At 63.2% G+C, this 25,872-nt stretch carries 22 protein-coding genes and 1 tRNA gene; 22 read left to right on the top strand and 1 reads right to left on the bottom strand.

Annotation, left to right across the window (positions count from 1 at the left end):
- Nucleotides 1–76: 76 nt before the first annotated feature.
- The 8 genes from dnaK to AS93_RS0101840 all read left to right on the top strand — a co-directional run bounded on the left by dnaK (nucleotide 77) and on the right by AS93_RS0101840 (nucleotide 10,220).
- On the top strand, nucleotides 77–1,993 hold the full coding sequence (gene dnaK, locus AS93_RS0101875) for a molecular chaperone DnaK (RefSeq protein ID WP_027588999.1): 1,917 nt from the start codon (nucleotides 77–79) through the stop codon (nucleotides 1,991–1,993).
- 119 nt (nucleotides 1,994–2,112) lie between these two features.
- Nucleotides 2,113–3,240 (top strand): molecular chaperone DnaJ, encoded by a 1,128-nt coding sequence (dnaJ, locus tag AS93_RS0101870; protein ID WP_027588998.1) that lies wholly within the window; start codon nucleotides 2,113–2,115, stop codon nucleotides 3,238–3,240.
- A gap of 61 nt (nucleotides 3,241–3,301) precedes the next feature.
- Nucleotides 3,302–4,102: a 4-hydroxy-tetrahydrodipicolinate reductase gene (dapB, locus tag AS93_RS0101865; protein ID WP_037008391.1), complete on the top strand. Its 801-nt coding sequence runs from the start codon at nucleotides 3,302–3,304 to the stop codon at nucleotides 4,100–4,102.
- A 183-nt stretch (nucleotides 4,103–4,285) separates the two neighbouring features.
- Nucleotides 4,286–5,437 (top strand): glutamine-hydrolyzing carbamoyl-phosphate synthase small subunit, encoded by a 1,152-nt coding sequence (carA, locus tag AS93_RS0101860; RefSeq protein WP_027588996.1) that lies wholly within the window; start codon nucleotides 4,286–4,288, stop codon nucleotides 5,435–5,437.
- A gap of 15 nt (nucleotides 5,438–5,452) precedes the next feature.
- Nucleotides 5,453–6,100 (top strand): leucine efflux protein LeuE, encoded by a 648-nt coding sequence (gene leuE, locus AS93_RS0101855; protein ID WP_155956094.1) that lies wholly within the window; start codon nucleotides 5,453–5,455, stop codon nucleotides 6,098–6,100.
- 19 nt (nucleotides 6,101–6,119) lie between these two features.
- Complete coding sequence (carB, locus tag AS93_RS0101850; RefSeq protein WP_027588994.1) at nucleotides 6,120–9,341, top strand: carbamoyl-phosphate synthase large subunit; 3,222 nt, start codon at nucleotides 6,120–6,122, stop codon at nucleotides 9,339–9,341.
- Complete coding sequence (gene greA, locus AS93_RS0101845) at nucleotides 9,338–9,811, top strand: transcription elongation factor GreA (protein ID WP_027588993.1); 474 nt, start codon at nucleotides 9,338–9,340, stop codon at nucleotides 9,809–9,811. Before carB ends, greA begins: the two co-directional genes overlap by 4 nt.
- Entirely contained in the window at nucleotides 9,789–10,220 is a 432-nt protein-coding gene (locus AS93_RS0101840; RefSeq protein WP_027588992.1) for a hypothetical protein, read from the top strand. The genes greA and AS93_RS0101840 overlap by 23 nt, the downstream gene beginning before the upstream one ends.
- A gap of 24 nt (nucleotides 10,221–10,244) precedes the next feature.
- On the opposite strand, the gene yhbY is transcribed toward AS93_RS0101840, so the two are convergent.
- Complete coding sequence (yhbY, locus tag AS93_RS0101835; RefSeq protein WP_027588991.1) at nucleotides 10,245–10,556, bottom strand: ribosome assembly RNA-binding protein YhbY; 312 nt, start codon at nucleotides 10,554–10,556, stop codon at nucleotides 10,245–10,247.
- 72 nt (nucleotides 10,557–10,628) lie between these two features.
- On the opposite strand from yhbY, the gene rlmE reads away from it, so the two are divergent.
- The 14 genes from rlmE (at nucleotide 10,629) to pnp (ending at nucleotide 25,730) form a co-directional block, all read left to right on the top strand.
- On the top strand, nucleotides 10,629–11,261 hold the full coding sequence (rlmE, locus tag AS93_RS0101830; RefSeq protein ID WP_027588990.1) for a 23S rRNA (uridine(2552)-2'-O)-methyltransferase RlmE: 633 nt from the start codon (nucleotides 10,629–10,631) through the stop codon (nucleotides 11,259–11,261).
- A gap of 151 nt (nucleotides 11,262–11,412) precedes the next feature.
- On the top strand, nucleotides 11,413–13,320 hold the full coding sequence (gene ftsH / locus AS93_RS0101825) for an ATP-dependent zinc metalloprotease FtsH (RefSeq protein ID WP_027588989.1): 1,908 nt from the start codon (nucleotides 11,413–11,415) through the stop codon (nucleotides 13,318–13,320).
- Nucleotides 13,321–13,322: 2 nt separating this feature from the next.
- Complete coding sequence (folP, locus tag AS93_RS0101820; RefSeq protein ID WP_027588988.1) at nucleotides 13,323–14,174, top strand: dihydropteroate synthase; 852 nt, start codon at nucleotides 13,323–13,325, stop codon at nucleotides 14,172–14,174.
- 16 nt (nucleotides 14,175–14,190) lie between these two features.
- Complete coding sequence (gene glmM, locus AS93_RS0101815; protein WP_027588987.1) at nucleotides 14,191–15,525, top strand: phosphoglucosamine mutase; 1,335 nt, start codon at nucleotides 14,191–14,193, stop codon at nucleotides 15,523–15,525.
- 99 nt (nucleotides 15,526–15,624) lie between these two features.
- Entirely contained in the window at nucleotides 15,625–16,380 is a 756-nt protein-coding gene (gene tpiA, locus AS93_RS0101810) for a triose-phosphate isomerase (RefSeq protein ID WP_027588986.1), read from the top strand.
- 2 nt (nucleotides 16,381–16,382) lie between these two features.
- On the top strand, nucleotides 16,383–16,760 hold the full coding sequence (secG, locus tag AS93_RS0101805; RefSeq protein WP_027588985.1) for a preprotein translocase subunit SecG: 378 nt from the start codon (nucleotides 16,383–16,385) through the stop codon (nucleotides 16,758–16,760).
- A gap of 11 nt (nucleotides 16,761–16,771) precedes the next feature.
- Nucleotides 16,772–16,857 (top strand) — tRNA-Leu (locus AS93_RS0101800).
- 293 nt (nucleotides 16,858–17,150) lie between these two features.
- Nucleotides 17,151–17,609: a ribosome maturation factor RimP gene (gene rimP, locus AS93_RS0101795; protein ID WP_027588984.1), complete on the top strand. Its 459-nt coding sequence runs from the start codon at nucleotides 17,151–17,153 to the stop codon at nucleotides 17,607–17,609.
- Nucleotides 17,610–17,654: 45 nt separating this feature from the next.
- Nucleotides 17,655–19,136, top strand: a complete 1,482-nt coding sequence (gene nusA, locus AS93_RS0101790; RefSeq protein ID WP_027588983.1) for a transcription termination factor NusA — start codon at nucleotides 17,655–17,657, stop codon at nucleotides 19,134–19,136.
- Between the two features lie 27 nt (nucleotides 19,137–19,163).
- Entirely contained in the window at nucleotides 19,164–21,656 is a 2,493-nt protein-coding gene (gene infB / locus AS93_RS0101785) for a translation initiation factor IF-2 (RefSeq protein WP_027588982.1), read from the top strand.
- 100 nt (nucleotides 21,657–21,756) lie between these two features.
- Nucleotides 21,757–22,140, top strand: a complete 384-nt coding sequence (gene rbfA, locus AS93_RS0101780) for a 30S ribosome-binding factor RbfA (protein ID WP_027588981.1) — start codon at nucleotides 21,757–21,759, stop codon at nucleotides 22,138–22,140.
- A 2-nt stretch (nucleotides 22,141–22,142) separates the two neighbouring features.
- On the top strand, nucleotides 22,143–23,060 hold the full coding sequence (gene truB / locus AS93_RS0101775) for a tRNA pseudouridine(55) synthase TruB (protein WP_027588980.1): 918 nt from the start codon (nucleotides 22,143–22,145) through the stop codon (nucleotides 23,058–23,060).
- A gap of 118 nt (nucleotides 23,061–23,178) precedes the next feature.
- A complete protein-coding gene (rpsO, locus tag AS93_RS0101770) occupies nucleotides 23,179–23,448 on the top strand; it encodes a 30S ribosomal protein S15 (RefSeq protein ID WP_027588979.1) in 270 nt (89 codons plus the stop codon).
- Nucleotides 23,449–23,621: 173 nt separating this feature from the next.
- Nucleotides 23,622–25,730, top strand: a complete 2,109-nt coding sequence (gene pnp, locus AS93_RS0101765) for a polyribonucleotide nucleotidyltransferase (RefSeq protein WP_027588978.1) — start codon at nucleotides 23,622–23,624, stop codon at nucleotides 25,728–25,730.
- Nucleotides 25,731–25,872 lie beyond the last annotated feature (142 nt).

Below are 25,872 nucleotides of genomic sequence, written 5' to 3'. Positions count from 1 at the left end.
CTGTTTCACCAAGCACATTTGAGCCGCGGCGGCCCTGGCGGGGACGCAGGCACCACCCGATTCTGGAGAATTGAAAATGGGAAAAATCATCGGTATTGACCTGGGGACCACCAACTCCTGCGTCTCCATCCTGGAAAACGGCACCGCCAAGGTCATCGAGAACGCCGAAGGTGGCCGTACCACCCCGTCGATCATCGCCTACACCAACGATGGCGAAATCCTGGTCGGCCAGTCCGCCAAGCGCCAGGCGGTCACCAACCCGCACAACACCCTGTTCGCCGTGAAGCGCCTGATCGGTCGGCGCTTCGACGAGGACGTGGTGCAGAAGGACATCAAGCTGGTCCCCTACAAGATCATCAAGGCCGACAACGGTGACGCCTGGGTGGACGTGAAGGGCCAGAAGATGGCGCCGCCGCAGATCAGCGCCGAAGTGCTGAAGAAGATGAAGAAGACCGCCGAAGACTACCTCGGCGAGCCGGTCACCGAAGCGGTGATCACCGTGCCGGCCTACTTCAATGACAGCCAGCGTCAGGCTACCAAGGACGCCGGTCGCATCGCCGGTCTGGACGTCAAACGCATCATCAACGAACCGACCGCCGCGGCCCTTGCCTACGGCATGGACAAGTCGCGCGGTGACCACACCGTGATCGTCTATGACCTGGGTGGCGGTACCTTCGACGTGTCGGTGATCGAGATCGCCGAAGTCGACGGCGAGCACCAGTTCGAAGTGCTGGCCACCAACGGCGACACCTTCCTGGGTGGCGAAGACTTCGACATGCGCCTGATCGACTACCTCGTCGACGAGTTCAAGAAGGAGTCGGGCATGGACATCAAGGGCGACGCCCTGGCCATGCAGCGCCTGAAGGAAGCCGCCGAGAAGGCCAAGATCGAGCTGTCCTCCGCGCAGCAGACCGACGTCAACCTGCCGTACATCACCGCAGACCAGACCGGTCCGAAGCACCTGAACGTGAAGATCTCCCGCGCCAAGCTGGAGTCGCTGGTCGAGGATCTGGTGCAGCGCACCATCGAGCCGTGCCGCACCGCGCTGAAGGACGCCGGCATCGACGTGGGCAAGATCGACGAGGTGATCCTGGTCGGCGGCCAGACCCGCATGCCGCTGGTGCAGAAGACCGTTGCCGAGTTCTTCGGCAAGGAACCGCGCAAGGACGTCAACCCGGACGAAGCCGTGGCCATGGGTGCCGCCATTCAGGGCGCCGTGCTGGCTGGTGACGTGAAGGACGTGCTGCTGCTGGACGTCACCCCGCTGACCCTGGGCATTGAAACCCTGGGTGGCGTGATGACCCCGCTGATCGACAAGAACACCACCATCCCGACCAAGAAGTCGCAGGTGTTCTCCACCGCCGACGACAACCAGGGCGCGGTGACCATCCACGTGCTGCAGGGCGAGCGCAAGCAGGCCGCGCAGAACAAGTCGCTGGGCAAGTTCGACCTGGCCGACATTCCGCCGGCGCCGCGCGGCGTGCCGCAGATCGAGGTCACCTTCGACATCGACGCCAACGGCATCCTGCACGTGTCCGCCAAGGACAAGGCCACCGGCAAGCAGCAGTCCATTGTCATCAAGGCCAGCTCCGGTCTGTCCGATGACGAGATCGAGAAGATGGTGCGCGACGCTGAAGCCAACGCCGAGGAAGACCGCAAGTTCGAAGAGCTGGTGACCGCGCGCAACCAGGGTGATCAGCTGGCCCACGCCAGCCGCAAGATGATCACCGAGGCCGGCGACAAGGCCACCGCCGAGGAGAAGTCCGCCATCGAAGCCGCCATCGCCGCCCTGGAAGTCGCCATCAAGGGCGATGACAAGGCCGAGATCGAGGCCAAGATGAACGCGCTGTCCCAGGCCACCGCGCCGCTGGCGCAGAAGATGTACGCCGAGCAGGCCCAGGCCGAACAGGCTCAGCCGGCCGACGGCAAGGCCAAGGACGCGGGTGACGACGTAGTCGACGCCGAGTTCGAAGAGGTCAAGGACAACAAGTAAACGTCACGTTTGCTTCCGCCTCATGCGCGTGACCGTGGTCGCGCGCCCCTGACTCGCCACGCGGGAGCCCTCTCCCGCGTTGGCGTGTCTGGAGGGTGTGTCAGAGGAATTCGAGAGAAATGGCGAAACGAGACTATTACGAAGTGCTGGGTGTCGAGCGGGGCGCCGACGACGCCGAGCTGAAGAAGGCCTATCGACGCCTGGCGATGAAGTACCATCCGGATCGCAATCCGGACGACAAGGCGGCGGAAGAGAAATTCAAGGAGGCCAACGAGGCCTACGAGGTGCTCTCCGATGCCAACAAGCGCGCGGCCTACGATCAGTACGGCCATGCCGGTGTCGATCCGCAGATGGGTGGCGCTGGCGCGGGCTTTGCCGGCGGCGCCAGCTTCTCCGACATCTTCGGTGACGTGTTCAGCGACTTCTTCGGGGGTGCCCGTGGGGGCCAGCGTGGCGGCCCGCAACGGGGCAGCGACCTGCGCTACACCCTGGAGCTGAGCCTGGAAGAGGCGGTGCGCGGCACCACGGTGACCATTCGCGTGCCGACCCTGGCCAACTGCAAGACCTGTGGCGGCTCCGGTGCCAAGAAGGGCAGTAGCCCGACCACCTGCAGCACCTGTGGCGGCATCGGTCAGGTGCGTATGCAGCAGGGTTTCTTCTCGGTGCAGCAGACCTGTCCGCGCTGCCATGGCAGTGGCAAGATGATCACCGACCCCTGTGGCGACTGCCATGGCCAGGGCCGCGTCGAGGAGCACAAGACCCTGTCGGTCAAGGTGCCGGCCGGTGTCGATACCGGCGACCGCATCCGCCTGGCGGGCGAAGGCGAGGCGGGCGCCCAGGGCGGTCCGAGCGGAGACCTGTACGTGGTGGTCAACGTGCGCGAGCACGACATTTTCCAGCGCGACGGTCGCGACCTGTACTGCGAGGTGCCGATCAGCTTCGCCGACGCGGCGCTGGGTGGCGAGCTCGAAGTGCCGACCCTGGATGGCCGGGTCAAGCTGAAAATTCCGGAAGGCACCCAGACCGGCAAGCTGTTCCGCCTGCGCGGTAAGGGCGTGACCCCGGTGCGTGGCGGCAGTGCGGGCGACCTGATGTGCCGGGTGGTGGTGGAAACACCCGTCAAGCTCGACAAGCATCAGCGCGAGCTGCTCGAAGAGTTCCGCCGCAGCCTGCAGAGCGACAGCTCCCATTCCCCTCGTGCCAGTGGCTGGTTCGAGGGCATGAAGCGGTTCTTCGACGATCTTTGAATCCTGCGCCGGCAGCGGGCACTCGCCTGCTGCGACGGCCGGCAGTGTGGAGCTTGGGTATATGCGAATTGCAGTGATGGGCGCCGCCGGGCGCATGGGCAAGAACCTGATCGAGGCGGTCCGCCAGGCGGAAGGCGCCGAGCTGGCCGCCGCCATCGACCGGCCCGACAGCAGCCTGATCGGCGCCGACGCCGGCGAGCTGGTCGGCCTGGGTCGTCTGGGGGTAACCCTGAGCGGTGATCTCGCCGCCGCCGTGGACAGCTTCGATGTGCTGATCGATTTCACCCATCCGAGCGTGACCCTGAAGAACCTGGAGATCTGCCGTCAGGCCGGCAAGGCCATGGTCATTGGCACCACCGGTTTTTCGGTTGAAGAAAGGCAGCGGCTGGCCGAGGCGGGCAAGCAGATCCCGATCGTCTTCGCCGCCAACTTCAGCGTCGGGGTGAACCTGTGCCTGAAGCTGCTCGACACCGCGGCCCGGGTACTCGGGGACGACGTGGACATCGAGATCATCGAGGCCCACCACCGTCACAAGGTCGATGCGCCGTCGGGTACTGCGCTGCGCATGGGTGAGGTGGTGGCGGAGGCGCTGGGTCGCGATCTGCGGAAAGTGGCGGTCTACGGACGCGAAGGGCAGACCGGTGCGCGCGCTCGGGAAACCATCGGTTTCGCCACCGTGCGCGCCGGCGATGTGGTGGGCGACCACACCGTTCTGTTCGCCGCCGACGGCGAGCGGGTGGAAATTACCCACAAGGCATCCAGCCGCATGACCTTTGCCAAGGGCGCCGTCCGTTCGGCGTTGTGGCTGCAGGGTCGCGCGCCGGCCCTGTATGACATGCAGGATGTGTTGGGCCTGCGCTGAGCGGTCACGCATCGGTCTGCAGTTTGGGTAGACCCAAAAAGGCCGTTTCTGTATGATTCGCGCTTTAGTGTGTCCACTAAAGTTACGCAGATGGCCGAATTCAAAAAAAGCGGGATGACCTTCACACGTCATCCCGCTTTTTTACAACCTGCGTACGCACCAGGCAGATTTACCGGAGGTCTCTTGACTACGCCAGCCACTACGCCAGCGATTCTGGCCCTTGCTGATGGCAGCATTTTTCGCGGCGAATCCATCGGCGCCGATGGGCATACCGTCGGCGAGGTAGTGTTCAACACCGCCATGACCGGCTATCAGGAAATTCTCACCGATCCGTCCTATGCCCAGCAGATCGTCACCCTGACCTATCCGCACATCGGCAATACCGGCACCACGCCGGAAGATGCCGAGTCCAGCCAGGTCTGGGCCGCCGGCCTGATCATCCGCGACCTGCCGCTGCTGGCCAGCAGCTGGCGCAACAAGCAGCCGCTGGATGCCTACCTGAAGGCAAACGGTACCGTGGCCATCGCCGGGATCGATACGCGTCGCCTGACGCGCATCCTGCGCGAAAAGGGCGCTCAGAACGGTTGCATCCTGACTGGTGCGGATGCGACCGAAGAAAAGGCGCTCGAGCTGGCTCGGGCATTTCCGGGCATGAAGGGGCTGGATCTGGCCAAGGTGGTCAGCACCAAGGCGCCGTACGAATGGCGCTCCTCGGTGTGGTCGCTACAGACCGACAGCCATCCGGAAATTCCCGCCGAGCAGCTGCCGTACCACGTGGTGGCCTATGACTACGGCGTGAAGCGCAACATCCTGCGCATGCTGGTCGAACGCGGCTGCCGGGTGACCGTGCTGCCCGCCCAGGCACCGGCCAGCGAGGCGCTGGCGCTGAATCCTGACGGTGTGTTCCTGTCCAACGGCCCAGGCGATCCGGAGCCGTGCGACTACGCCATCAAGGCGATCCAGGACATTCTGGAAACCGACATCCCGGTGTTCGGTATCTGCCTGGGACACCAGCTTCTGGCCCTGGCCTCCGGCGCCAAGACCGTGAAGATGGCTTGCGGCCACCATGGCGCCAACCACCCGGTGCAGGACCTCGACAGCGGCGTGGTGATGATCACCAGCCAGAACCATGGTTTCTGTGCCGACGAAGCCACCCTGCCGGCCAACCTGCGCGCCACCCACAAGTCGCTGTTCGATGGCACCCTGCAGGGTATCGAGCGCACCGACAAGGTCGCCTTCAGCTTCCAGGGACACCCGGAAGCCAGCCCCGGCCCGAACGACGTGTCTCCGCTGTTCGACCGCTTCGTCGCCGCCATGGCGGCCCGCAAGCAATAAGGGCTGTCGCGCATGCTGGCAAGCCTGGGAATCGTCGACCTCTGGACCTATGTCCTGGGGACGGTGCTGGTGATCCTGCTGCCCGGCCCGAACTCCATGTTCGTGCTGGCCAGCGCGGCGCGTCGCGGTATCGCGGCGGGTTACAGCGCCGCCGCCGCCGTGTTCGTCGGCGATACCCTGCTGATGCTGGCCGCCGCACTGGGCGTTGCTTCGCTTCTGAAGGCCGAGCCGATGCTGTTCACCGGGCTCAAGTACCTGGGTGCCGCATACCTCTGCTACATCGGCATTGGCATGTTGCGCGGCGCCTGGCGCCAGTGGCGGCATCCCGCGGATGCACGGGTCGAACCCGAGCAGGACCTGGGTCAGCCGTTCCGTCGCGCCCTGCTGCTCAGCCTGTCGAACCCCAAGGCGATCCTGTTCTTCGTGTCCTTCTTCATCCAGTTCGTCGACCCGGCCTACGCCCATCCGGGATTGTCGTTCCTGGTGCTGGGCGCGATTTTGCAAATCATCAGTCTCAGCTACCTGAGCCTCCTGATCTTTACCGGCGCCCGCCTGGCGCACTGGTTCCGCCGACGGCAGTGTCTGGCCGCCAGCGCCACCAGCGGCGTGGGCGCCCTGTTCGTCGGCTTTGGCGTGAAGCTGGCCACCGCAACCCTGACCTGATTACCGCTACGAGACTCCCATGCCAAAACGTACAGACCTCAAAAGCATTCTGATCCTCGGCGCCGGCCCCATCGTGATCGGCCAGGCGTGCGAGTTCGACTATTCCGGCGCCCAGGCCTGCAAGGCCCTGCGCGAGGAAGGCTTCCGCGTCATCCTGGTGAACTCCAACCCGGCCACCATCATGACCGACCCGGCCATGGCCGACGCCACCTACATCGAGCCGATCAAGTGGCAGACTGTGGCCAAGATCATCGAGAAGGAGCGCCCTGACGCGCTGCTGCCGACCATGGGCGGCCAGACCGCGCTGAACTGCGCCCTGGACCTGGAACGCCACGGCGTGCTGGAAAAGTTCGGCGTGGAAATGATCGGCGCCAACGCCGACACCATCGACAAGGCCGAGGACCGTTCGCGCTTCGACAAGGCCATGCGTGACATCGGGCTGGCGTGCCCGCGTTCCGGCATCGCCCACAACATGGAGGAAGCCTACGGCGTCCTGGACCAGGTGGGCTTCCCGTGCATCATCCGTCCGTCCTTCACCATGGGCGGCACCGGTGGCGGCATCGCCTACAACCGTGAGGAATTCGAGGAAATCTGCAACCGCGGTCTGGATCTGTCGCCGACCAAGGAACTGCTGATCGACGAATCGCTGATCGGCTGGAAGGAATACGAGATGGAAGTTGTCCGCGACAAGAAGGACAACTGCATCATCGTCTGCTCCATCGAGAACTTCGATCCGATGGGCGTGCACACCGGCGACTCCATCACCGTGGCCCCGGCGCAGACGCTGACCGACAAGGAATACCAGATCATGCGCAACGCCTCGCTGGCAGTGCTGCGCGAGATCGGCGTGGAGACCGGTGGCTCCAACGTGCAGTTCGGCATCAACCCGAAGGACGGCCGCATGGTCGTCATCGAGATGAACCCGCGCGTGTCGCGCTCCTCGGCGCTGGCCTCCAAGGCCACCGGTTTCCCGATCGCCAAGATCGCCGCCAAGCTGGCCGTTGGCTACACCCTGGACGAACTGAGCAACGACATCACTGGCGGTCGCACCCCGGCGTCCTTCGAGCCGGCCATCGACTACGTGGTCACCAAGGTGCCGCGTTTCGCCTTCGAGAAATTCCCCAAGGCCGACGCTCGTCTGACTACCCAGATGAAGTCGGTGGGCGAAGTCATGGCCATCGGCCGTACCTTCCAGGAATCCATGCAGAAGGCGCTGCGCGGCCTGGAAGTCGGCGCCACCGGTTTCGATCCCAAGCTGGACCTGGCCGATCCGGAAGCCGAGAGCGTCCTCAAGCGTGAGCTGACCGTGCCCAGCGCCGAGCGCGTCTGGTATGTGGCCGATGCCTTCCGCGCCGGCAAGACCGTCGACGAGGTGTTCGAACTCACCAACATCGACCCCTGGTTCCTGGTGCAGATCGAGGACCTGGTCAAGGAAGAGGAGCGGGTCAAGACCCTCGGCCTGGCCAGCATCGACCGTGACCTGATGTTCCGCCTGAAGCGCAAGGGCTTCTCCGATGCCCGCCTGGCGACCCTGCTGGGCGTGAGCGAGAAAAGCCTGCGCAGCCACCGTCACAAGCTGAAGGTATTGCCGGTCTACAAGCGCGTCGACACCTGCGCCGCCGAGTTCCAGACCGACACCGCCTACATGTATTCGACCTACGAGGAAGAGTGCGAGGCCAACCCGTCCAGCCGCGACAAGATCATGGTCATCGGTGGCGGTCCGAACCGCATCGGCCAGGGCATCGAGTTCGACTACTGCTGCGTGCATGCCGCGCTGGCCATGCGTGAAGACGGCTACGAGACCATCATGGTCAACTGCAACCCGGAAACCGTCTCCACCGACTACGACACCTCCGATCGCCTGTACTTCGAGCCGGTGACCCTGGAAGACGTGCTGGAAATCTGCCGCGTCGAGCAGCCCAAGGGCGTGATCGTGCAGTACGGTGGCCAGACCCCGCTGAAGCTGTGCCGCGCTCTGGAAGAGGCCGGCGTGCCGATCATCGGCACCAGCCCGGACGCCATCGACCGCGCCGAAGACCGTGAGCGGTTCCAGCAGATGGTGCAGCGCCTGAACCTGCGCCAGCCGCAGAACGCCACCGCACGCAGCGAAGACGAAGCCCTGGCGCACGCCAAGGCCATCGGCTTCCCGCTGGTGGTGCGTCCGTCCTACGTGCTGGGCGGCCGGGCGATGGAAATCGTCTACCAGGAAGAAGAGCTCAAGCGCTACATGCGCGAGGCGGTGAAGGTCTCCAACGACAGCCCGGTACTGCTGGACCATTTCCTGAATTCGGCCATCGAAGTGGATATCGATGCCGTATGCGATGGCAAGGATGTGGTGATCGGCGCCATCATGCAGCACATCGAGCAGGCCGGTATCCACTCCGGCGACTCGGCGTGCTCGCTGCCGGCTTACTCGCTGCCCCAGCACATTCAGGACGAAATCCGCGACCAGGTGAAGAAGATGGCGCTGGAGCTGGGTGTGGTCGGTCTGATGAACGTGCAGATGGCCGTTCAGGGCGACGACATCTATGTCCTGGAAGTGAACCCGCGCGCTTCGCGTACCGTGCCGTTCGTGTCCAAGTGCATCGGCGAATCGCTGGCCAAGGTCGCGGCCCGCGTCATGGCCGGCAAGACCCTGCAGGAAACCGGTTTTACCCAGGAAATCATTCCGGAGTACTTCAGCGTCAAGGAAGCCGTGTTCCCCTTTGCCAAGTTCCCCGGGGTGGATACCATCCTCGGCCCGGAAATGAAATCCACCGGCGAAGTCATGGGTGTCGGCGACAGCTTCGCCGAGGCCTTTGCCAAGGCTCAGCTGGGTGCCAGCGAAATCCTGCCCACCGGCGGTTGCGCCTTTATCAGTGTGCGAGAGGACGACAAGCCTTTCGTGGCCGATGTGGCGCGTGACCTGATCGCTCAGGGCTTCGAAGTGGTGGCTACTGCCGGAACCGCGAAGGTGATCGAGGCGGCTGGCTTGCCGGTGCGCCGCGTCAACAAGGTGACCGAAGGCCGTCCGCATGTGGTGGACATGATCAAGAACGAGGAAGTGACCCTGATCATCAACACCACCGAGGGGCGCCAGTCGATCGCCGATTCTTACTCCATCCGTCGTAACGCCCTGCAGCACAAGGTCTGCATCACCACCACCCTGGCGGGTGGTCAGGCAGTCTGTGAGGCCATCAAGTTCGGTCCCGAGCGGACCGTGCGCCGGCTGCAGGATCTGCACGCAGGAATCAAGGCATGACGAAATACCCGATGACCGTCCAGGGCGCTCGCGCCCTGGAAGAAGAGCTGAAGATCCTCAAGGCGGAGCGCCCGAAGATCAGCCAGGCCATCGCCGAAGCGCGTGAGCTGGGGGATCTGAAGGAGAACGCCGAGTACCACGCCGCCCGCGAACAGCAGGGGCTGGCCGAGGCGCGCATCCGTGACATCGAGGGGCGTTTGCAGAACGCCCAGATCATCGATGTCTCGACCCTTCCGCATACCGGCAAGGTGATCTTCGGCACCACAGTGGACATCGTGAACGTCGAAACCGACGAGGAAGTGACCTACCAGATCGTCGGTGACGACGAGGCGGACATCAAGTCCGGCAAGTTGTCGGTCAGCTCGCCGATCGCCCGCGCGTTGGTCGGCAAGTCCGAAGGCGACGTGGTGACGGTGCGCACCCCCAGTGGCGTGGTCGAGTACGAGATTGTCGAAGTCCGTCACGTCTGATCCGCCGCGCCTGCGCGCGCCGGTGATCGCCTGGCAGCTGGCCCAGACATTCTGGGTCGGCGGCCTGTGGCTGCTGCACTTCGTATTGCTGCCGGCACTCGGCAAGATCGGCCTCGCGCCGCTGCTGGTGCAGGAGGTGGCGAACGGCTTGCGGCCGCTGCTGGTGGGCTTTGCGGTGGTCTGCGTGCTGCTGCAGGCGCTGAGTCTGGCCGTCGCGCTGGGCGTGCGGGCCGTGTGGAAGGATATGCGCGGCCAGCTGCTGCTGGCGGTGCTGCTGCTGGCGCTTGGCTTTTTCGCCGCGCGCGCCGGCTGGCTCGTGTCCGACTACTGGCAGATGTTCAGCTACCTGGCCATGGCCTGCTGTGGCCTGCTGCTGGTGGTACAGGCGCCACCCGAGGCGCGGTCGTAGACGTTCCGCGCCTCGTCTTGCCGGTTACGCCTGGTGGCGCAGGATGTTGGAGAGGTGGCGGTTCGGTTTGGGGTTCTTGCGGTACACCAGTGCCACCTTGCCGATACTTTGCACCAGCTCGCAGCCCGCGCTACGGCAAAGCTCCTCGACCAGTGCGTGACGGTCGTCGCGCTCGGCCACACGCAGCTGAATCTTGATCAGCTCGTGGTCGGCGAGGGCGCGCTCCAGCTCGGCCATTACCCCTTCGCTGAGACCGTTGTCGGCAATGGTCAATACCGGCTTCAGATGGTGGCCGATAGATTTGAACTGTTTCTTCTGCTCTTGCGAGAGCGCCATAATCAAGCCCTGACGTTTCACTGTACGAAAAAGGCGGCTAGTGTACCCGAGCCGCCGCCCAAGAGGTATTCCGTGGCCCGATCCAAGACCAGTCAACGCTGGCTGAAAGAACACTTCGACGACCCTTACGTAAAGATGGCTCAGCGCGACGGTTATCGCTCGCGGGCCAGCTACAAGCTGCTGGAGATCCAGGAAAAGGACCGCATCCTGCGCCCCGGCATGACGGTCGTCGATCTGGGCGCGGCCCCCGGTGGCTGGTCGCAGGTGACCAGCCGGGTGATTGGCGACAAGGGGCGGCTGATCGCCTCGGACATCCTGGAGATGGACTCGATCCCCGACGTCACCTTCATCCAGGGCGATTTCACCGACGATGCGGTGTTCGCTCGGCTGCTCGAAGCGATCGATGATCATCCCGTCGACCTTGTGATTTCCGATATGGCCCCCAATATGAGTGGGGTGCGGGCCGCGGATCAGCCGCGTGCCATGTACCTGTGCGAGCTGGCGCTGGATCTGGCCAGTCGCGTGCTGCGGCCTGGTGGCGATTTCCTGATCAAGATCTTCCAGGGCGAAGGTTTCGATGCGTACCACAAGCAGACGCGGGAGATGTTCGAGAAGGTGCAGATCCGCAAGCCGTTGTCCTCGCGTGATCGCTCCCGGGAGCAGTACCTCCTGGCGCGTGGTTTCCGCGGCGCTCCGATGCAATGAAGTGCCGAGCCGGTAGTCAAAGGTTCATAAAGGGTTACAGACGCCACCTGCCCCGGCAGGGGTTGTGTAGTAAGTTAGGCCGGGTAATCAACCAGCCGCGTGCGGGAGTTGCCTCGAACGGAGCGACTCAGAGGGTAGCGAATTGAACGATATGGCAAAAAATCTGATCCTGTGGCTGATCATCGCCGCCGTCCTGGTGACGGTGATGAACAATTTCTCCAGCCCCAGCGAGCCGCAGACGCTCAACTATTCCGAATTCCTGAGCCAGGTTCAGGATGGCCGTGTCGAGCGAGTCACCGTCGATGGCTTCGTGATCACCGGCAAACGCACCGATGGCGGTACGTTCAAGACCGTGCGTCCGGCGATCCAGGACAGCGGACTGATCGGCGACCTGATCGACAACAACGTGGTCATCGAAGGCAAGCAGCCTGAGCAGCAGAGCATCTGGACCCAGTTGCTGGTGGCCAGCTTCCCGATCCTGGTGATCATCGCGGTGTTCATGTTCTTCATGCGCCAGATGCAGGGCGGCGCGGGAGGCAAGGGCGGGCCGATGAGCTTCGGCAAGAGCAAGGCGCGCCTGCTTTCGGAAGATCAGGTGAAGACCACTTTCGCTGACGTTGCCGGTTGCGACGAGGCCAAGGAGGAGGTCGCCGAACTGGTCGAGTTCCTGCGTGACCCGGGCAAGTTCCAGCGCCTGGGCGGCCGCATCCCGCGCGGCGTGCTGATGGTCGGCTCGCCGGGTACCGGCAAGACGCTGCTGGCCAAGGCCGTGGCGGGCGAGGCCAAGGTGCCGTTCTTCACCATTTCCGGTTCCGACTTCGTGGAAATGTTCGTCGGCGTCGGCGCCAGCCGCGTGCGCGATATGTTCGACCAGGCCAAGAAGCACGCGCCCTGCATCATTTTCATCGACGAGATTGATGCCGTGGGTCGTCATCGGGGTGCCGGCCTCGGCGGAGGCCACGACGAGCGCGAGCAGACGCTCAACCAGCTGCTGGTGGAGATGGATGGATTCGAGATGAACGACGGCATCATCGTCATCGCCGCGACCAACCGTCCCGACGTGCTCGATCCGGCGCTGCTGCGTCCCGGCCGCTTCGACCGCCAGGTGGTGGTGGGTCTACCCGATATCCGTGGCCGCGAGCAGATCCTCAAGGTGCACATGCGCAAGGTGCCGGTGGGTGACGACGTCGACCCGGCCGTGATTGCCCGTGGCACCCCCGGCTTCTCCGGTGCCGACCTGGCCAACCTGGTCAACGAGGCCTCGCTGTTTGCCGCGCGGGTCAACAAGCGCCTGGTGGAAATGAAGGAGTTCGAGCTGGCCAAGGACAAGATCATGATGGGCGCCGAGCGCAAGACCATGGTCATGTCCGAGAAGGAGAAGCTCAATACCGCCTACCACGAGGCCGGTCACGCCATCGTCGGTCGCCTGGTGCCCGAGCACGACCCGGTCTACAAGGTATCGATCATCCCCCGTGGTCGTGCGCTGGGTGTGACCATGTTCCTGCCGGAGGAAGATCGCTACAGCTTGTCCAAGCGCGCGCTGATCAGCCAGATCTGCTCGCTGTTCGGCGGCCGTATCGCTGAGGAGATGACCCTGGGATTCGATGGTGTCACCACCGGTGCTTCCAACGACATCATGCGTGCCACACAGCTGGCGCGGAACATGGTCACCAAGTGGGGTTTGTCGGAAAAGATGGGCCCACTGATGTATGCCGAAGAGGAAGGTGAAGTTTTCCTGGGTCGCAGTGCCGGCAGTCAGCACACCAATGTGTCCGGCGAGACCGCTAAGCAGATCGACGAAGAGGTGCGCAGCATCATCGACACCTGCTATGGCACGGCCAAGCGTCTGCTGACCGAGAATCGCGACAAGCTGGAAATGATGGCCGAGGCGCTGATGAAGTACGAAACCATTGATGCCGAACAGATCGACGACATCATGTCCGGTCGTCCGCCGCGTGAGCCGCGTGACTGGCAGGGTGGTACGGGGGCCTCGGGAAGCTCCGCACCGCAAGGTGAGCGTCCGGAGTCGCCGATCGGAGGCCCGGCGGGCGAACACTGAGCATGAGTAACATTTGTCTCCCGACCCGGCTGCCGTGTGGCAGCCGGGTTCTTGATCTGGCCCGTCCGCATGTGATGGGCATTCTGAATGTCACCCCTGACTCCTTTTCCGATGGCGGCAGCTACACTGAGCGCGACAAGGCGTTGCGGCACGCCGCGGCGATGGTCGAGGCAGGGGCGACCCTGATTGATGTCGGCGGTGAGTCGACTCGCCCCGGTGCGCGCGCGGTCTCTCCCAGCGAGGAGTTGGAGCGTGTGGCTCCGGTGGTCGAGGTCATTGCTCGCGAGCTGGATGTGGTGATCTCTGTCGACACCTCAACCCCCGCAGTGATGCGTGAATGCGGGCGGCTCGGTGCCGGGCTGATCAACGATGTCCGTTCGCTGCAACGCGATGGTGCGCTGGATGCGGTGGCGGACAGTGCCATGGCGGTCTGTCTGATGCACATGCTCGGCGAGCCCGGCAACATGCAGGACAATCCGTCCTATGGAGACGTTACTCGGGACGTTGAGCAGTTCCTGCGTGAGCGCATGGACGTCTGTCAGTCGGCTGGTATTGCTGCTGAGCGCATCGTTCTGGATCCCGGTTTTGGTTTCGCCAAGAGCCTCGACCACAATCTGGTGCTTTTCAAGCATATGGAAGAATTGCACCGGCTGGGTCGCCCGCTGCTCGTGGGTGTATCTCGCAAGAGCATGATCGGCCAGGTGTTGGGGCGCGACGTCAAGCAGCGCCTTCCCGGCAGTTTGGCGCTGGCGGCGCTGGCGGTGATCAAGGGGGCTCGAATCATCCGCGTTCATGATGTGGCGGAAACGGTCGATGTAGTCAGGATGATTGCAGCAGTCGAAACTGCCGATTGAGGCAGATGGAGTAGAGATGACGAGAAAGTATTTCGGTACCGACGGCATTCGCGGTCGGGTTGGCCAGTTCCCCATTACCCCTGACTTCGTGCTCAAGCTGGGCTGGGCGGCGGGCGTCGCGTTTCGGCGCGAAGGCATCTGCCGGGTACTGATCGGCAAGGACACGCGCATCTCCGGTTACATGTTCGAATCGGCCCTAGAGGCTGGACTGGTGGCCGCCGGTGCCGACGTGATGCTGCTGGGGCCAATGCCGACACCGGCCATTGCCTATCTGACGCGCACCTTCCATGCCGAGGCCGGCATCGTCATCAGTGCCTCGCACAATCCCTATTACGACAACGGCATCAAGTTTTTCTCTGGTCAGGGCACCAAGCTGCCCGACGATATCGAGGCGAAAGTCGAGGCGCTGCTCGACGAGCCGATGATTGTGGCCGAGTCGATCGGCAAGGTGTCGCGCATCAACGACGCCGCTGGCCGCTACATCGAGTTCTGCAAGAGCAGCGTGCCCACCAGCACTCGTTTTGCTGGTCTGAAGCTGGTGGTCGATTGCGCGCACGGTGCGACCTACAAGGTGGCGCCGAGCGTTTTTCGCGAGCTGGGGGCTACGGTGAGCGTGCTCTCGGCGCAGCCGGACGGGCTGAATATCAATGAAGGTTGTGGTTCGACCCATATGGAGTCACTCCAGGCTGAAGTGGTCAGTCAGGGTGCGGACCTTGGTGTTGCTTTCGACGGTGATGGTGACCGGGTGCTGATGGTCGACCACACTGGGCGCGTGGTCGATGGTGACGAGCTGCTGTTCATCATCGCGCGCGACTTGAAGGAGCGCGGCCTGATGGGGGATGGTGGCGTCGTCGGCACCCTGATGAGCAACCTGGGTCTTGAGCTGGCGTTGCGCGACATGCAAATCCCGTTCGCTCGTGCCAAGGTGGGTGACCGCTATGTAATGGCTGAGCTGCAGGAGCGTGGCTGGCAGCTCGGTGGGGAAAATTCAGGGCATATCGTCTGCTGCCGGCACACCACCACCGGAGATGCCATAATTGCCGCCCTGCAGGTCCTGCTGGCGCTCAAGCGGCGTGGCGAAACACTGCAGCAGGCCTGCAGTGGCATTCGCAAATGCCCGCAGGTGCTGGTCAACGTGAAGTTCAACGGCGGCAAGGATCCCGTCGATAATCCCTCAGTGCAGGAGGCATGTGATGAGGTTACCCGTAAGATGGCCGGGCGAGGTCGGGTCTTGCTGCGCAAGTCCGGCACCGAGCCATTGGTTCGCGTCATGGTCGAAGGCGATGACGAGGCCCAGGTGCGGCAGCATGCCGAAGCGCTTGCCAGGGTCGTCGCCGACGCCTGCGCATAAGCGAAATGGTCAGGCAGGTGAATCTATGTGTTTGATTCGCTTGCCTGTATTGAAAGTCTTGGGTAACATCTGCGCCCACTTTGACCGACGAGGTAAAGCATGCGTCGACCACTGGTAGCCGGTAACTGGAAGATGCACGGTACCCGCGCCAGCGTAGCTGAATTGATCAGGGGTCTTCGTCAGCTGGCTTTGCCGGTAGGGGTCGAGATTGCTGTGATTCCGCCCGCGCTGTACGTCACTCAGGTGGTGACTGGGCTCGAGGGGAAGGCGATCGGTGTGGGTGCGCAGAATTGCGCGGTCGAGCCGATGCAAGGTGCGTTGACGGGTGAGATAGCTGCTAGTCAGCTGGCTGACTCCGGGTGTGCCTACGTATTGGTTGGTCACTCCGAACGGCGTCAGATTCTCGGTGAAAGCGAGGCGATGCTGAGCCGAAAGTTTGCCGCTGCGCAGGCCTGTGGTTTGATCCCGATCCTGTGTATCGGTGAGACGCTGGCGCAGCGTGAGGCGGGTAAGACCCTCGAGGTCGTGCAGCGTCAGTTGGGCAGTGTGATTGAGCAGCTGGGTGTCGGTGCATTTGCACGAGCGGTAGTTGCGTATGAGCCGGTCTGGGCAATTGGTACCGGGCTGACGGCAAGTCCTGAGCAGGCTCAGGAAGTGCATGCGTCGATCAGGGCGCAGTTGCGAACCGAAAGTGCCGATGTGGCGCGCGGTGTAAGAATTTTGTATGGCGGCAGTGTGAAGGCTGCCAATGCGGCTGAGCTGTTTGCCATGCCGGATATCGACGGTGGTCTCATTGGTGGGGCCTCTCTGAATGCGGATGAGTTTGGTGCGATCTGTCGTGCCGCGGGAAGCTGAAGATGCTTGAGACTGTCGTGATCGTAGTTCATCTGCTAATGGCACTAGGCCTTGTTGGTCTTGTGCTGCTGCAGCAGGGCAAGGGTGCGGAGGCGGGTGCTTCCTTTGGTGCTGGTGCGTCTGGCACGGTGTTTGGAAGCCAGGGTTCTGCTACCTTTCTGAGTCGCGTTACTGGTATACTCGCCGCGGTTTTTTTCGTGACCAGTCTGGGTCTGGCGTATTTCGCCAGCCAGAAGGCGGAACAGCTCGGTCAGATCGGCTTGCCTGATCCGGCGGTGCTGGAAGTGCCGAAGAAGGTTGTCGAAGAAGATGTTCCTGTTCTTGAGGGGCGTTCGGCTCCGCAGGAAGCGGGTGATGTTCCGGAGGTTCCGGAACGGTAAGGCAAGGTTTTGCCGAGGTGGTGGAATTGGTAGACACGCTACCTTGAGGTGGTAGTGGCCATAGGCTGTAGGGGTTCGAGTCCCCTCCTCGGTACCATATCCAAGAGACCCGCTTCATGCGGGTCTCTTGCGTTCCGGCAGGTGCGATTGACCGTGTTGGGACTCCTGCGTATACTCGTGGCCCAGCTTTGTCGCGGCGTGGCGCCGGGAAGCCGGTCTTCCGTTTTTCCGGAGGGCTGATGGTTCCGGTCTCGCAACCCGCTGTAGCCAAGCCCCTGTCCAGGGGCTTTTTGTTGGCTGCGCAGTCTTCGAGTCATTCGTAAGGAATGGCAAGCATGGATGGGCGTCTCGCCCATTTTTTATTTCACAAGAAAAAAGAGGGGGCTCTCGATGTCGAGCAAGCTAGAACAGTTGCAGGCGATAGTTGCTCCTGTAATAGAAGCCCTTGGCTATGAGTGCTGGGGTATCGAGTTTCTCTCCCAGGGCAAGCATTCCCTGCTGCGAATCTATATTGATCATGCCGATGGCATCTTCATCGAGGACTGCGAAAAGGTCAGTCGTCAGGTGAGCGGTGTACTGGATGTGGAAGATCCGATCAGCAATGAGTACACCCTGGAAGTATCCTCCCCGGGAATGGATCGGCCTTTGTTCACCCTGGAGCAGTTTGCTGCTCATGCCGGAGAGCAGGTCAAGATCAAGTTGCGCGTGCCCTTCGAGGGGCGACGCAATTTCCAGGGTGTCCTGCGCGGGGTCGAGGAACAGGATGTGGTGGTGCTTGTAGACGATCACGAATTCCTCTTGCCGATCGATTCGATCGACAAGGCCAACATCGTTCCCCGTTTTGATTAAGGCACGGATCCCGCGGATCCAATGGATTGCGAAGGCGAGGCGTACATGAGCAAAGAAGTACTGCTGGTGGTTGAGTCGGTATCCAATGAGAAAGGTGTACCGGCTGGTGTGATTTTCGAGGCGCTGGAGCTGGCTCTGGCCACCGCCACCAAGAAGCGATACGAGGAAGAGGTCGATCTGCGGGTCGCCATCAATCGTCAGAGCGGCAATTATGAAACGTTCCGCTGCTGGACCGTGGTCGCCGATGAGGACCTGGTCAACCCGGCTGCCGAGCTGACCGTCGAGCAGGCGCAGGAGCGCAAGCCTGACGCCAAAGTGGGCGATCTGATCGAGGAGCCCATCGAGTCCATCGAATTTGGTCGCATCGCCGCGCAGACCGCCAAGCAGGTCATCGTACAGAAGGTTCGCGAAGCCGAGCGTGCCCAGGTGGTTGATGCCTACCGTGGCAAGGTCGGCGAGATCGTTTCCGGCACCATCAAGAAGGTGACCCGTGACAGCTGCATCGTGGACTTGGGCAACAATGCCGAAGCCCTGCTGCCGCGCGAGGAAACTATTCCACGCGAGATCTTCCGTGTTGGCGGTCGCGTGCGCGCCCTGCTCAAGGAAATCCGCAGCGAGAACCGCGGCCCGCAGCTGATCCTGTCGCGCACCGATCCAAAGATGCTGATCGAGCTGTTCCGCATCGAGGTGCCGGAAATCGCCGAGGAACTCATCGAGGTCATGGCTGCCTCCCGCGACCCGGGTTCGCGCGCCAAGATCGCCGTGCGCTCCAAGGACAAGCGTATCGACCCGCAGGGCGCCTGCATCGGCATGCGCGGTTCCCGGGTGCAGGCCGTTTCCGGTGAGCTCGGCGGCGAGCGTGTGGACATCGTGCTCTGGGATGAAAATCCGGCCCAATTCGTCATCAACGCGATGTCGCCTGCCGAAGTGGTGGCGATCATTGTCGATGAAGACGCCCACGCCATGGATATTGCCGTGGCGGAAGACAACCTGGCCCAAGCCATCGGCCGCGGGGGTCAGAATGTGCGCCTGGCCAGCCAGCTGACAGGCTGGACCCTCAACGTCATGACCGAGTCGGACATTCAGGCCAAGCAGCAGGCTGAAACCGGCGACATTCTAAAGGCCTTTGTCGATGATCTGGAGGTCGACGAGGAACTGGCCCAGGTGCTGGTCGAAGAAGGCTTCACCAGCCTGGAGGAAATCGCCTACGTACCCATGGAAGAACTGCTGAGCATCGATGGATTCGATGAGGAAATTGTTAACGAGCTGCGTGCCCGCGCCAAGGATCGCCTGCTAACCAGGGCGATCGCGACCGAGGAAAAGCTCGCAGACGTACAGCCGGCCGAAGATTTGCTGTCGCTCGATGGGATGACCAAGGAGCTGGCGGTGGAACTGGCAGTGCGGGGCGTGGCTACCCGCGAAGACCTGGCCGAGCAGTCGATCGACGACCTGCTCGAGATCGACGGCATGGACGAAGAGCGTGCCGGCAAGCTGATCATGGCCGCCCGAGCCCATTGGTTCGAGTAAGCAGTCGCGGCCTGAGGAGAGAGATGCATGACGCAAGTCACGGTGAAAGAACTGGCCGATGTGGTCGCAACACCGGTCGAGCGCCTGCTGCAGCAGATGCGTGAGGCGGGTCTACCGCACACGAGTGCCGAGCAAGTGGTGACCGACAATGAGAAACAGACCCTGTTGAACCACCTGAAGGGGGACGGCTCCAAGGCCGAAGGTCCGCGCAAGATCACCTTGCAGCGCAAGACTACCCAGACCCTGAAGGTGTCTGGCAGCAAGACTATTAGCGTAGAAGTCCGTAAGAAGAAGACCTACGTCAAGCGCAGCCCTGCCGAGATCGAGGCCGAGCAGCAGCGCGAGCTGGAGGCCCAGCGCGCCGCCGAGGAGGCCGCCGCGCGCCAGAAGGCTGAGGAAGCCCGCCGTCAGGCGGAAGAAGAAGCGGCTCGCCAGGCACGCCTGGAAGCGGAAAAGAGGGCCGGTTCTCCGGTGGTCGCACCGACTCCGGCAGCTGCCAAGGCCCCGGCTGCCGTGGCCGTTGCCGCGCCGAGCGAAGAACGCAAGAAGGAAGAGCCGCGCCGCGTCGAGCGTGCCCGCGATGACGACGAGCGTCGTGACCGCAAGGGCGCCCAGCGTCCGTCGCTGAAGGACAAGGGTCCGGCGCCGCGTATCGCGCCGCGCAATGCCGAAGACGAGGGCGAAGCCTTCCGTCGTGGCGGTCGTGGCGGCAAGGGCCGCCTGAAGAAGCGCAACCAGCATGGGTTCCAGAGCCCGAGCGGCCCGGTCGTGCGCGACGTGGCCATCGGCGAAACCATCACGGTGTCCGAACTGGCCCAGCAGATGGCCATCAAGGCCGCCGAAGTCATCAAGTTCATGTTCAAGATGGGCTCGCCCGTCACCATCAACCAGGTGCTCGATCAGGAGACCGCTCAACTGGTCGCCGAGGAATTCGGGCACAAGGTCAAGCTGGTGAGCGACAACGCCCTGGAAGAGCAACTGGCCGAATCCCTGAAGTTCGAGGGCGAGAGCGCGCCGCGCGCACCGGTGGTGACCGTGATGGGTCACGTCGACCACGGCAAGACCTCGCTGCTCGACTACATCCGTCGTACCAAGGTGGCGGTCGGCGAAGCCGGCGGCATTACCCAGCACATCGGCGCCTACCACGTGCAGACCGATCGTGGCATGGTCACCTTCCTGGATACCCCCGGCCACGCCGCGTTCACCGCGATGCGTGCCCGTGGTGCCCAGGCGACCGATATCGTCATCCTGGTGGTGGCGGCGGACGATGGCGTGATGCCGCAGACCCAGGAAGCCGTGCAGCATGCCAAGGCCGCCGGTGTACCGATCGTGGTCGCCATCAACAAGATCGACAAGCCCGAAGCCAATCCGGACAACATCAAGAACGGCCTGGCCGCGCTCGATGTGATTCCGGAAGAGTGGGGCGGCGATGCTCCGTTCATCCCGGTTTCCGCCAAGCTGGGCACCGGTATCGACGATCTGCTGGAAGCCGTGCTGCTGCAGGCCGAAGTGCTTGAGCTCAAGGCCACGCCGTCCGCACCCGGTCGCGGTGTGGTGGTGGAGTCCCGTCTCGACAAGGGCCGTGGCCCGGTGGCCACCGTGCTGGTCCAGGACGGTACCCTGCGTCAGGGCGACGTGGTGCTATGCGGCGTGAACTACGGCCGCGTGCGCGCGATGCTGGACGAGAACGGCAAAAACGTGAAGGAAGCCGGGCCCTCCATCCCGGTGGCGATTCTCGGCCTGGACGGCACGCCGGAAGCCGGTGATGACCTCACCGTGGTGGCCGACGAGAAGAAGGCCCGCGAAGTGGCACTGTTCCGTCAGGGCAAGTTCCGCGAGGTCAAACTGGCTCGCCAGCAGTCCGCCAAGCTCGAGAACATCTTCGAGACCATGGGTCAGGACGAGAAGAAGATGCTCAACATCGTCCTCAAGACCGATGTGCGCGGAACCCTGGAAGCCTTGCAGGGCGCCCTGTCCGAGCTGGGCAACCAGGAAGTTCAGGTGCGCGTGGTCGCCGCCGGTGTCGGTGGTATCACCGAGAGCGATGCCAACCTGGCGCTGGCTTCCAATGCGGTGCTGTTCGGCTTCAACGTGCGTGCCGACGCCGGCGCGCGCAAGATCGTCGAGCAGGAAGGCCTGGATCTGCGCTACTACAACGTCATCTACGACATCATCGAAGACGTCAAGAAGGCGCTGACCGGCATGCTGGGCAGCGAGGTGCGCGAGCACATCCTGGGCATCGCCGAGGTGCGTGATGTGTTCCGCTCGCCGAAGTTTGGTGCGGTAGCCGGTTGCATGGTGGTTGAAGGCATCGTGCACCGTAACCGCCCGATCCGCGTGCTGCGCGAGGATGTGGTGATCTTCGAGGGCGAGCTGGAATCGCTGCGCCGCTTCAAGGACGACGTCGCCGAAGTGCGCGCCGGCATGGAGTGCGGTATCGGCGTGAAGAGCTACAACGACGTCAAGGTCGGCGACAAGATCGAAGTCTTCGAGAAGGTCCAGGTGGCCCGTACGCTGTAAGCGGACACCTGCCGGAAGCTGGAAGCCGTCAGCCGGAGCCGCCCTTGTGGGCGGCGCCGGCTGGGGTTTCCAGCTTTTGGCTTTTAGCGAGTAATGAATGATGGCCAAAGAATATAGCCGTACCCAGCGCATCGGCGACCAGATGCAGCGCGAGCTGGCCCTGTTGATCCCCCGTGAAGTGAAGGACCCGCGCCTGGGTTTCATCACCATCACCGCCGTGGATGTCAGTCGTGACATCGGCCATGCCAAGGTGTTCATCACCCTGATGGGCGACTTCGACGACGAGAAGCTGGCGCTGAACCTGGAGATCCTCAACGATGCCGCCGGCTACCTGCGCATGCTGCTGGGCAAGTCCATGAAGCTGCGTAGCGTGCCGCAACTGCATTTCCACTACGACGCCAGCGTGCGCCGTGGCGCCGAATTGTCGGCGCTGATCGAGCGCGCGGTGGCCGAAGACCGTCGGCACGATCAGGGCGAGGAGTGAGCGTGGCGCAAGTCAAACGTATTCGCCGCGCTGTGCATGGCGTGCTGATCCTCGACAAGCCACGCGGTTTCAGCTCCAACGCCGCGCTGCAGAAGGTGCGTTGGCTGCTCAACGCCGAGAAGGCCGGCCACACTGGCAGCCTCGATCCGCTGGCGACGGGTGTGCTGCCGCTGTGCTTCGGGGAGGCCACCAAGTTCTCCCAATACCTGCTGGATGCCGACAAGGCCTACGAGACCTTGGCCCAGCTTGGCGTCACCACCAGTACCGGCGACGCGGAAGGCGAGGTGCTGGAGCGTCGTGATGTCGCAGTGACCCGCGCCGATATCGAAGCGCTGCTGCCGCGTTTTCGTGGCGATATCCAGCAGGTTCCGCCGATGTATTCGGCCCTGAAGAAGGACGGCCAGCCGCTGTACAAGCTGGCGCGCGCCGGCGAGGTAGTGGAGCGCGAGGCGCGTTCTGTTACTATCTCGCAGCTCGAACTGCTGGCTCTGGATAATGACCAGGCACGCCTGGCCGTGAGCTGCAGCAAGGGCACCTATATTCGTACCCTGGTCGAAGACCTCGGGCAGATGCTCGGTTGCGGCGCGCACGTCGCCGAGCTGCGCAGAACCCAGGCCGGCCCGTTCACGCTGGCCCAGGCGGTGAGCCTGGAAACGCTGGAACAGGCCCACGCAGAAGGCGGCTCCGAGGCGCTGGATCGGTTCCTGCTGCCGGTGGATTGCGGCCTGCAGGACTGGCCGGTGATCCAGTTGACCGAGCACAGCGCCTACTACTGGCTGCACGGACAGCCGGTACGCGCGCCTGGCGCACCGGAGCAGGGGCTGATGCGGGTGCAGGATCATGCGGGACGCTTCATCGGTATCGGTGAGGCGAGCGACGACGGGCGCATCGCCCCGCGTCGACTGATTCGGTCGGAATGACCGTAACGCGCCGCCTCGTGCGGCGCACCCCGAGGGTGGCTGTCAACAGGCACGGTCATGCCTCTATTCATAAACACGGGAAGCGATTCCCGGCCTGTTCACTCAAGGAGCCCATACCATGGCACTGAGCGTTGAAGAAAAAGCCCAGATCGTTAACGAGAACAAGCAGCACGAAGGCGACACCGGTTCCCCCGAAGTGCAGGTTGCTCTGCTGACCGCCAACATCAACAAGCTGCAGGATCACTTCAAGGCCAACGGCAAGGACCACCACTCCCGTCGTGGTCTGATCCGTATGGTTAACCAGCGCCGCAAGCTGCTGGACTACCTGAAGGGTAAGGATGCCACTCGTTACAGCGCCCTGATCGCGCGTCTGGGCCTGCGTCGCTAAGACGTACGCGAGCTGGAAGGCTGGAAGCTGGGGGTGGGGAGTTGGAAGTGGGTTAGCTGTCCCGCTTGCAACTCTCCACTTCCAGCTTTCCGCTTTCTGTACTGGAAGGATCGGGTCCGACTCCCGGCATTCCAACCGATTTCCCCAAGGGCAACACAGAGAAGGAAAACACCGTGAATCCGGTTACCAAGAAATTCCAGTTCGGTCAGTCGACCGTAACGCTCGAAACGGGCCGCATTGCCCGCCAGGCCACCGGCGCCGTACTGGTCAGCATCGATAACGATGTGACCGTGCTGGTCACCGTAGTCGCCGCCAAGCAGGCCGACCCGGGCAAGGACTTCTTCCCGCTGTCCGTGCACTACCAGGAAAAGACCTACGCGGCCGGCAAGATCCCCGGTGGTTTCTTCAAGCGTGAGGCGCGTCCCTCCGAGAAGGAAACCCTGACCTCGCGCCTGATCGACCGTCCGATCCGTCCGCTGTTCCCGGAAGGCTTCATGAACGAAGTGCAGGTCATCTGCACGGTCGTTTCCACCAGCAAGAAGACCGATCCGGACATCGCCGCCATGCTCGGCACCTCCGCAGCGCTGGCCATCTCCGGCATTCCCTTCCAGGGCCCGGTTGGCGCCGCGCGCGTGGCCTTCCACCCGGAAACCGGCTACCTGCTGAACCCGACCTACGAACAGCAGCAGGCTTCCAGCCTGGACATGGTCGTGGCCGGTACCCAGGACGCTGTGCTGATGGTTGAATCGGAAGCCAAGGAGCTGACCGAAGACCAGATGCTGGGCGCCGTGCTGTTCGCCCACCAGGAGTTCCAGACCGCCATCCAGGCCATCAAGGAATTTGCCGCCGAAGCCGGCAAGCCGGCCTGGAACTGGAACGCTCCGGTCGAAAATACTGCGCTGCTGGACGCCATCAAGGCCGAGCTGGGTGATGCCGTTTCTCAGGCCTACACCATCACCGTCAAGCAGGACCGCTATGCCCGCCTCGGCGAGCTGCGCGACCAGGTGGTGGCCAAGCTGGCCGGTGACGAGAACGCCGCCTACACCCCGGCCCAGGTGAAGGAAGCCTTCGGCCTGATCGAGTACCGCACCGTGCGCGAGAACATCGTCAACGGCAAGCCGCGTATCGACGGTCGTGACACCCGCACCGTGCGTCCGCTGAAGATCGAAGTCGGCGTGCTGGACAAGACCCACGGTTCCGCGCTGTTCACCCGCGGTGAAACCCAGGCCCTGGTGGTCGCCACCCTCGGCACCGCCCGCGACGCGCAGATCCTCGACACCCTGGAAGGCGAGAAGAAGGATCCCTTCCTGCTGCACTACAACTTCCCGCCCTACTCGGTGGGTGAGTGCGGCCGCATGGGCGCTACCGGTCGTCGCGAGATCGGTCATGGCCGTCTGGCCCGTCGTGGCGTGCAGGCCATGCTGCCCAGCGCCGACGAGTTCCCCTACACCATCCGCGTGGTGTCCGAGATCACCGAGTCCAACGGCTCCTCCTCGATGGCATCCGTGTGCGGCGCCTCGCTGGCCCTGATGGATGCCGGCGTGCCGATGAAGGCTCCGGTAGCCGGTATCGCCATGGGTCTGGTCAAGGAAGGCGACAAGTTCGCCGTGCTGACCGACATCCTGGGTGATGAAGACCACCTGGGCGACATGGACTTCAAGGTGGCCGGTACCGCCAAGGGCGTCACCGCCCTGCAGATGGACATCAAGATCCAGGGCATCACCGAAGAGATCATGGAGATCGCGCTGAACCAGGCGCTGGAAGCGCGCCTGAACATCCTCGGCCAGATGAACCAGGTGATCTCGCAGTCCCGCAGCGAGCTGTCGGCCAATGCGCCGACCATGATTGCCATGAAGATCGATCCGGACAAGATCCGCGATGTGATCGGCAAGGGCGGCGCGGTCATCCGCGGCATCTGCGAGGAGACCAAGGCCTCCATCGACATCGAGGACGACGGCTCCGTCAAGATCTTCGGCGAGACCAAGGAAGCCGCCGAGGCCGCCAAGCAGCGCGTGCTGGCGATCACCGCCGAGGCCGAGATCGGCAAGATCTACACCGGCCGCGTCGAGCGCATCGTCGACTTCGGCGCCTTCGTCAACATCCTGCCCGGCAAGGACGGCCTGGTGCACATCTCCATGCTGAGCGATCAGCGCGTGGAGAAGGTCACCGACATCCTCAAGGAGGGTCAGGAAGTGGAAGTGCTGGTGCTGGACGTGGACAACCGCGGCCGCATCAAGCTGTCCATCAAGGACGTCGCCGCCGCCAAGGCTTCCCAGGTCTAAGCGACACCGGTACGAAAAGGCCCCGTAAGGGGCCTTTTTCGTTTCCGGACAGAGAAAGCGAGCGAGGCCAATCGGCAGGCTGCTCTGAACTGCGCGAGGGATTGCCGGGTCTACCCCTCCACTGCGGCCGGAGAGTGCCGTG

The sequence above is a fragment of the Pseudomonas sp. RL genome, from assembly GCF_000647775.1.
Taxonomy (GTDB): domain Bacteria; phylum Pseudomonadota; class Gammaproteobacteria; order Pseudomonadales; family Pseudomonadaceae; genus Serpens; species Serpens flexibilis.
The sequence above is the reverse complement of the archived record's forward strand: the minus strand, read 5'-3'. Positions and strand labels throughout refer to the sequence as shown.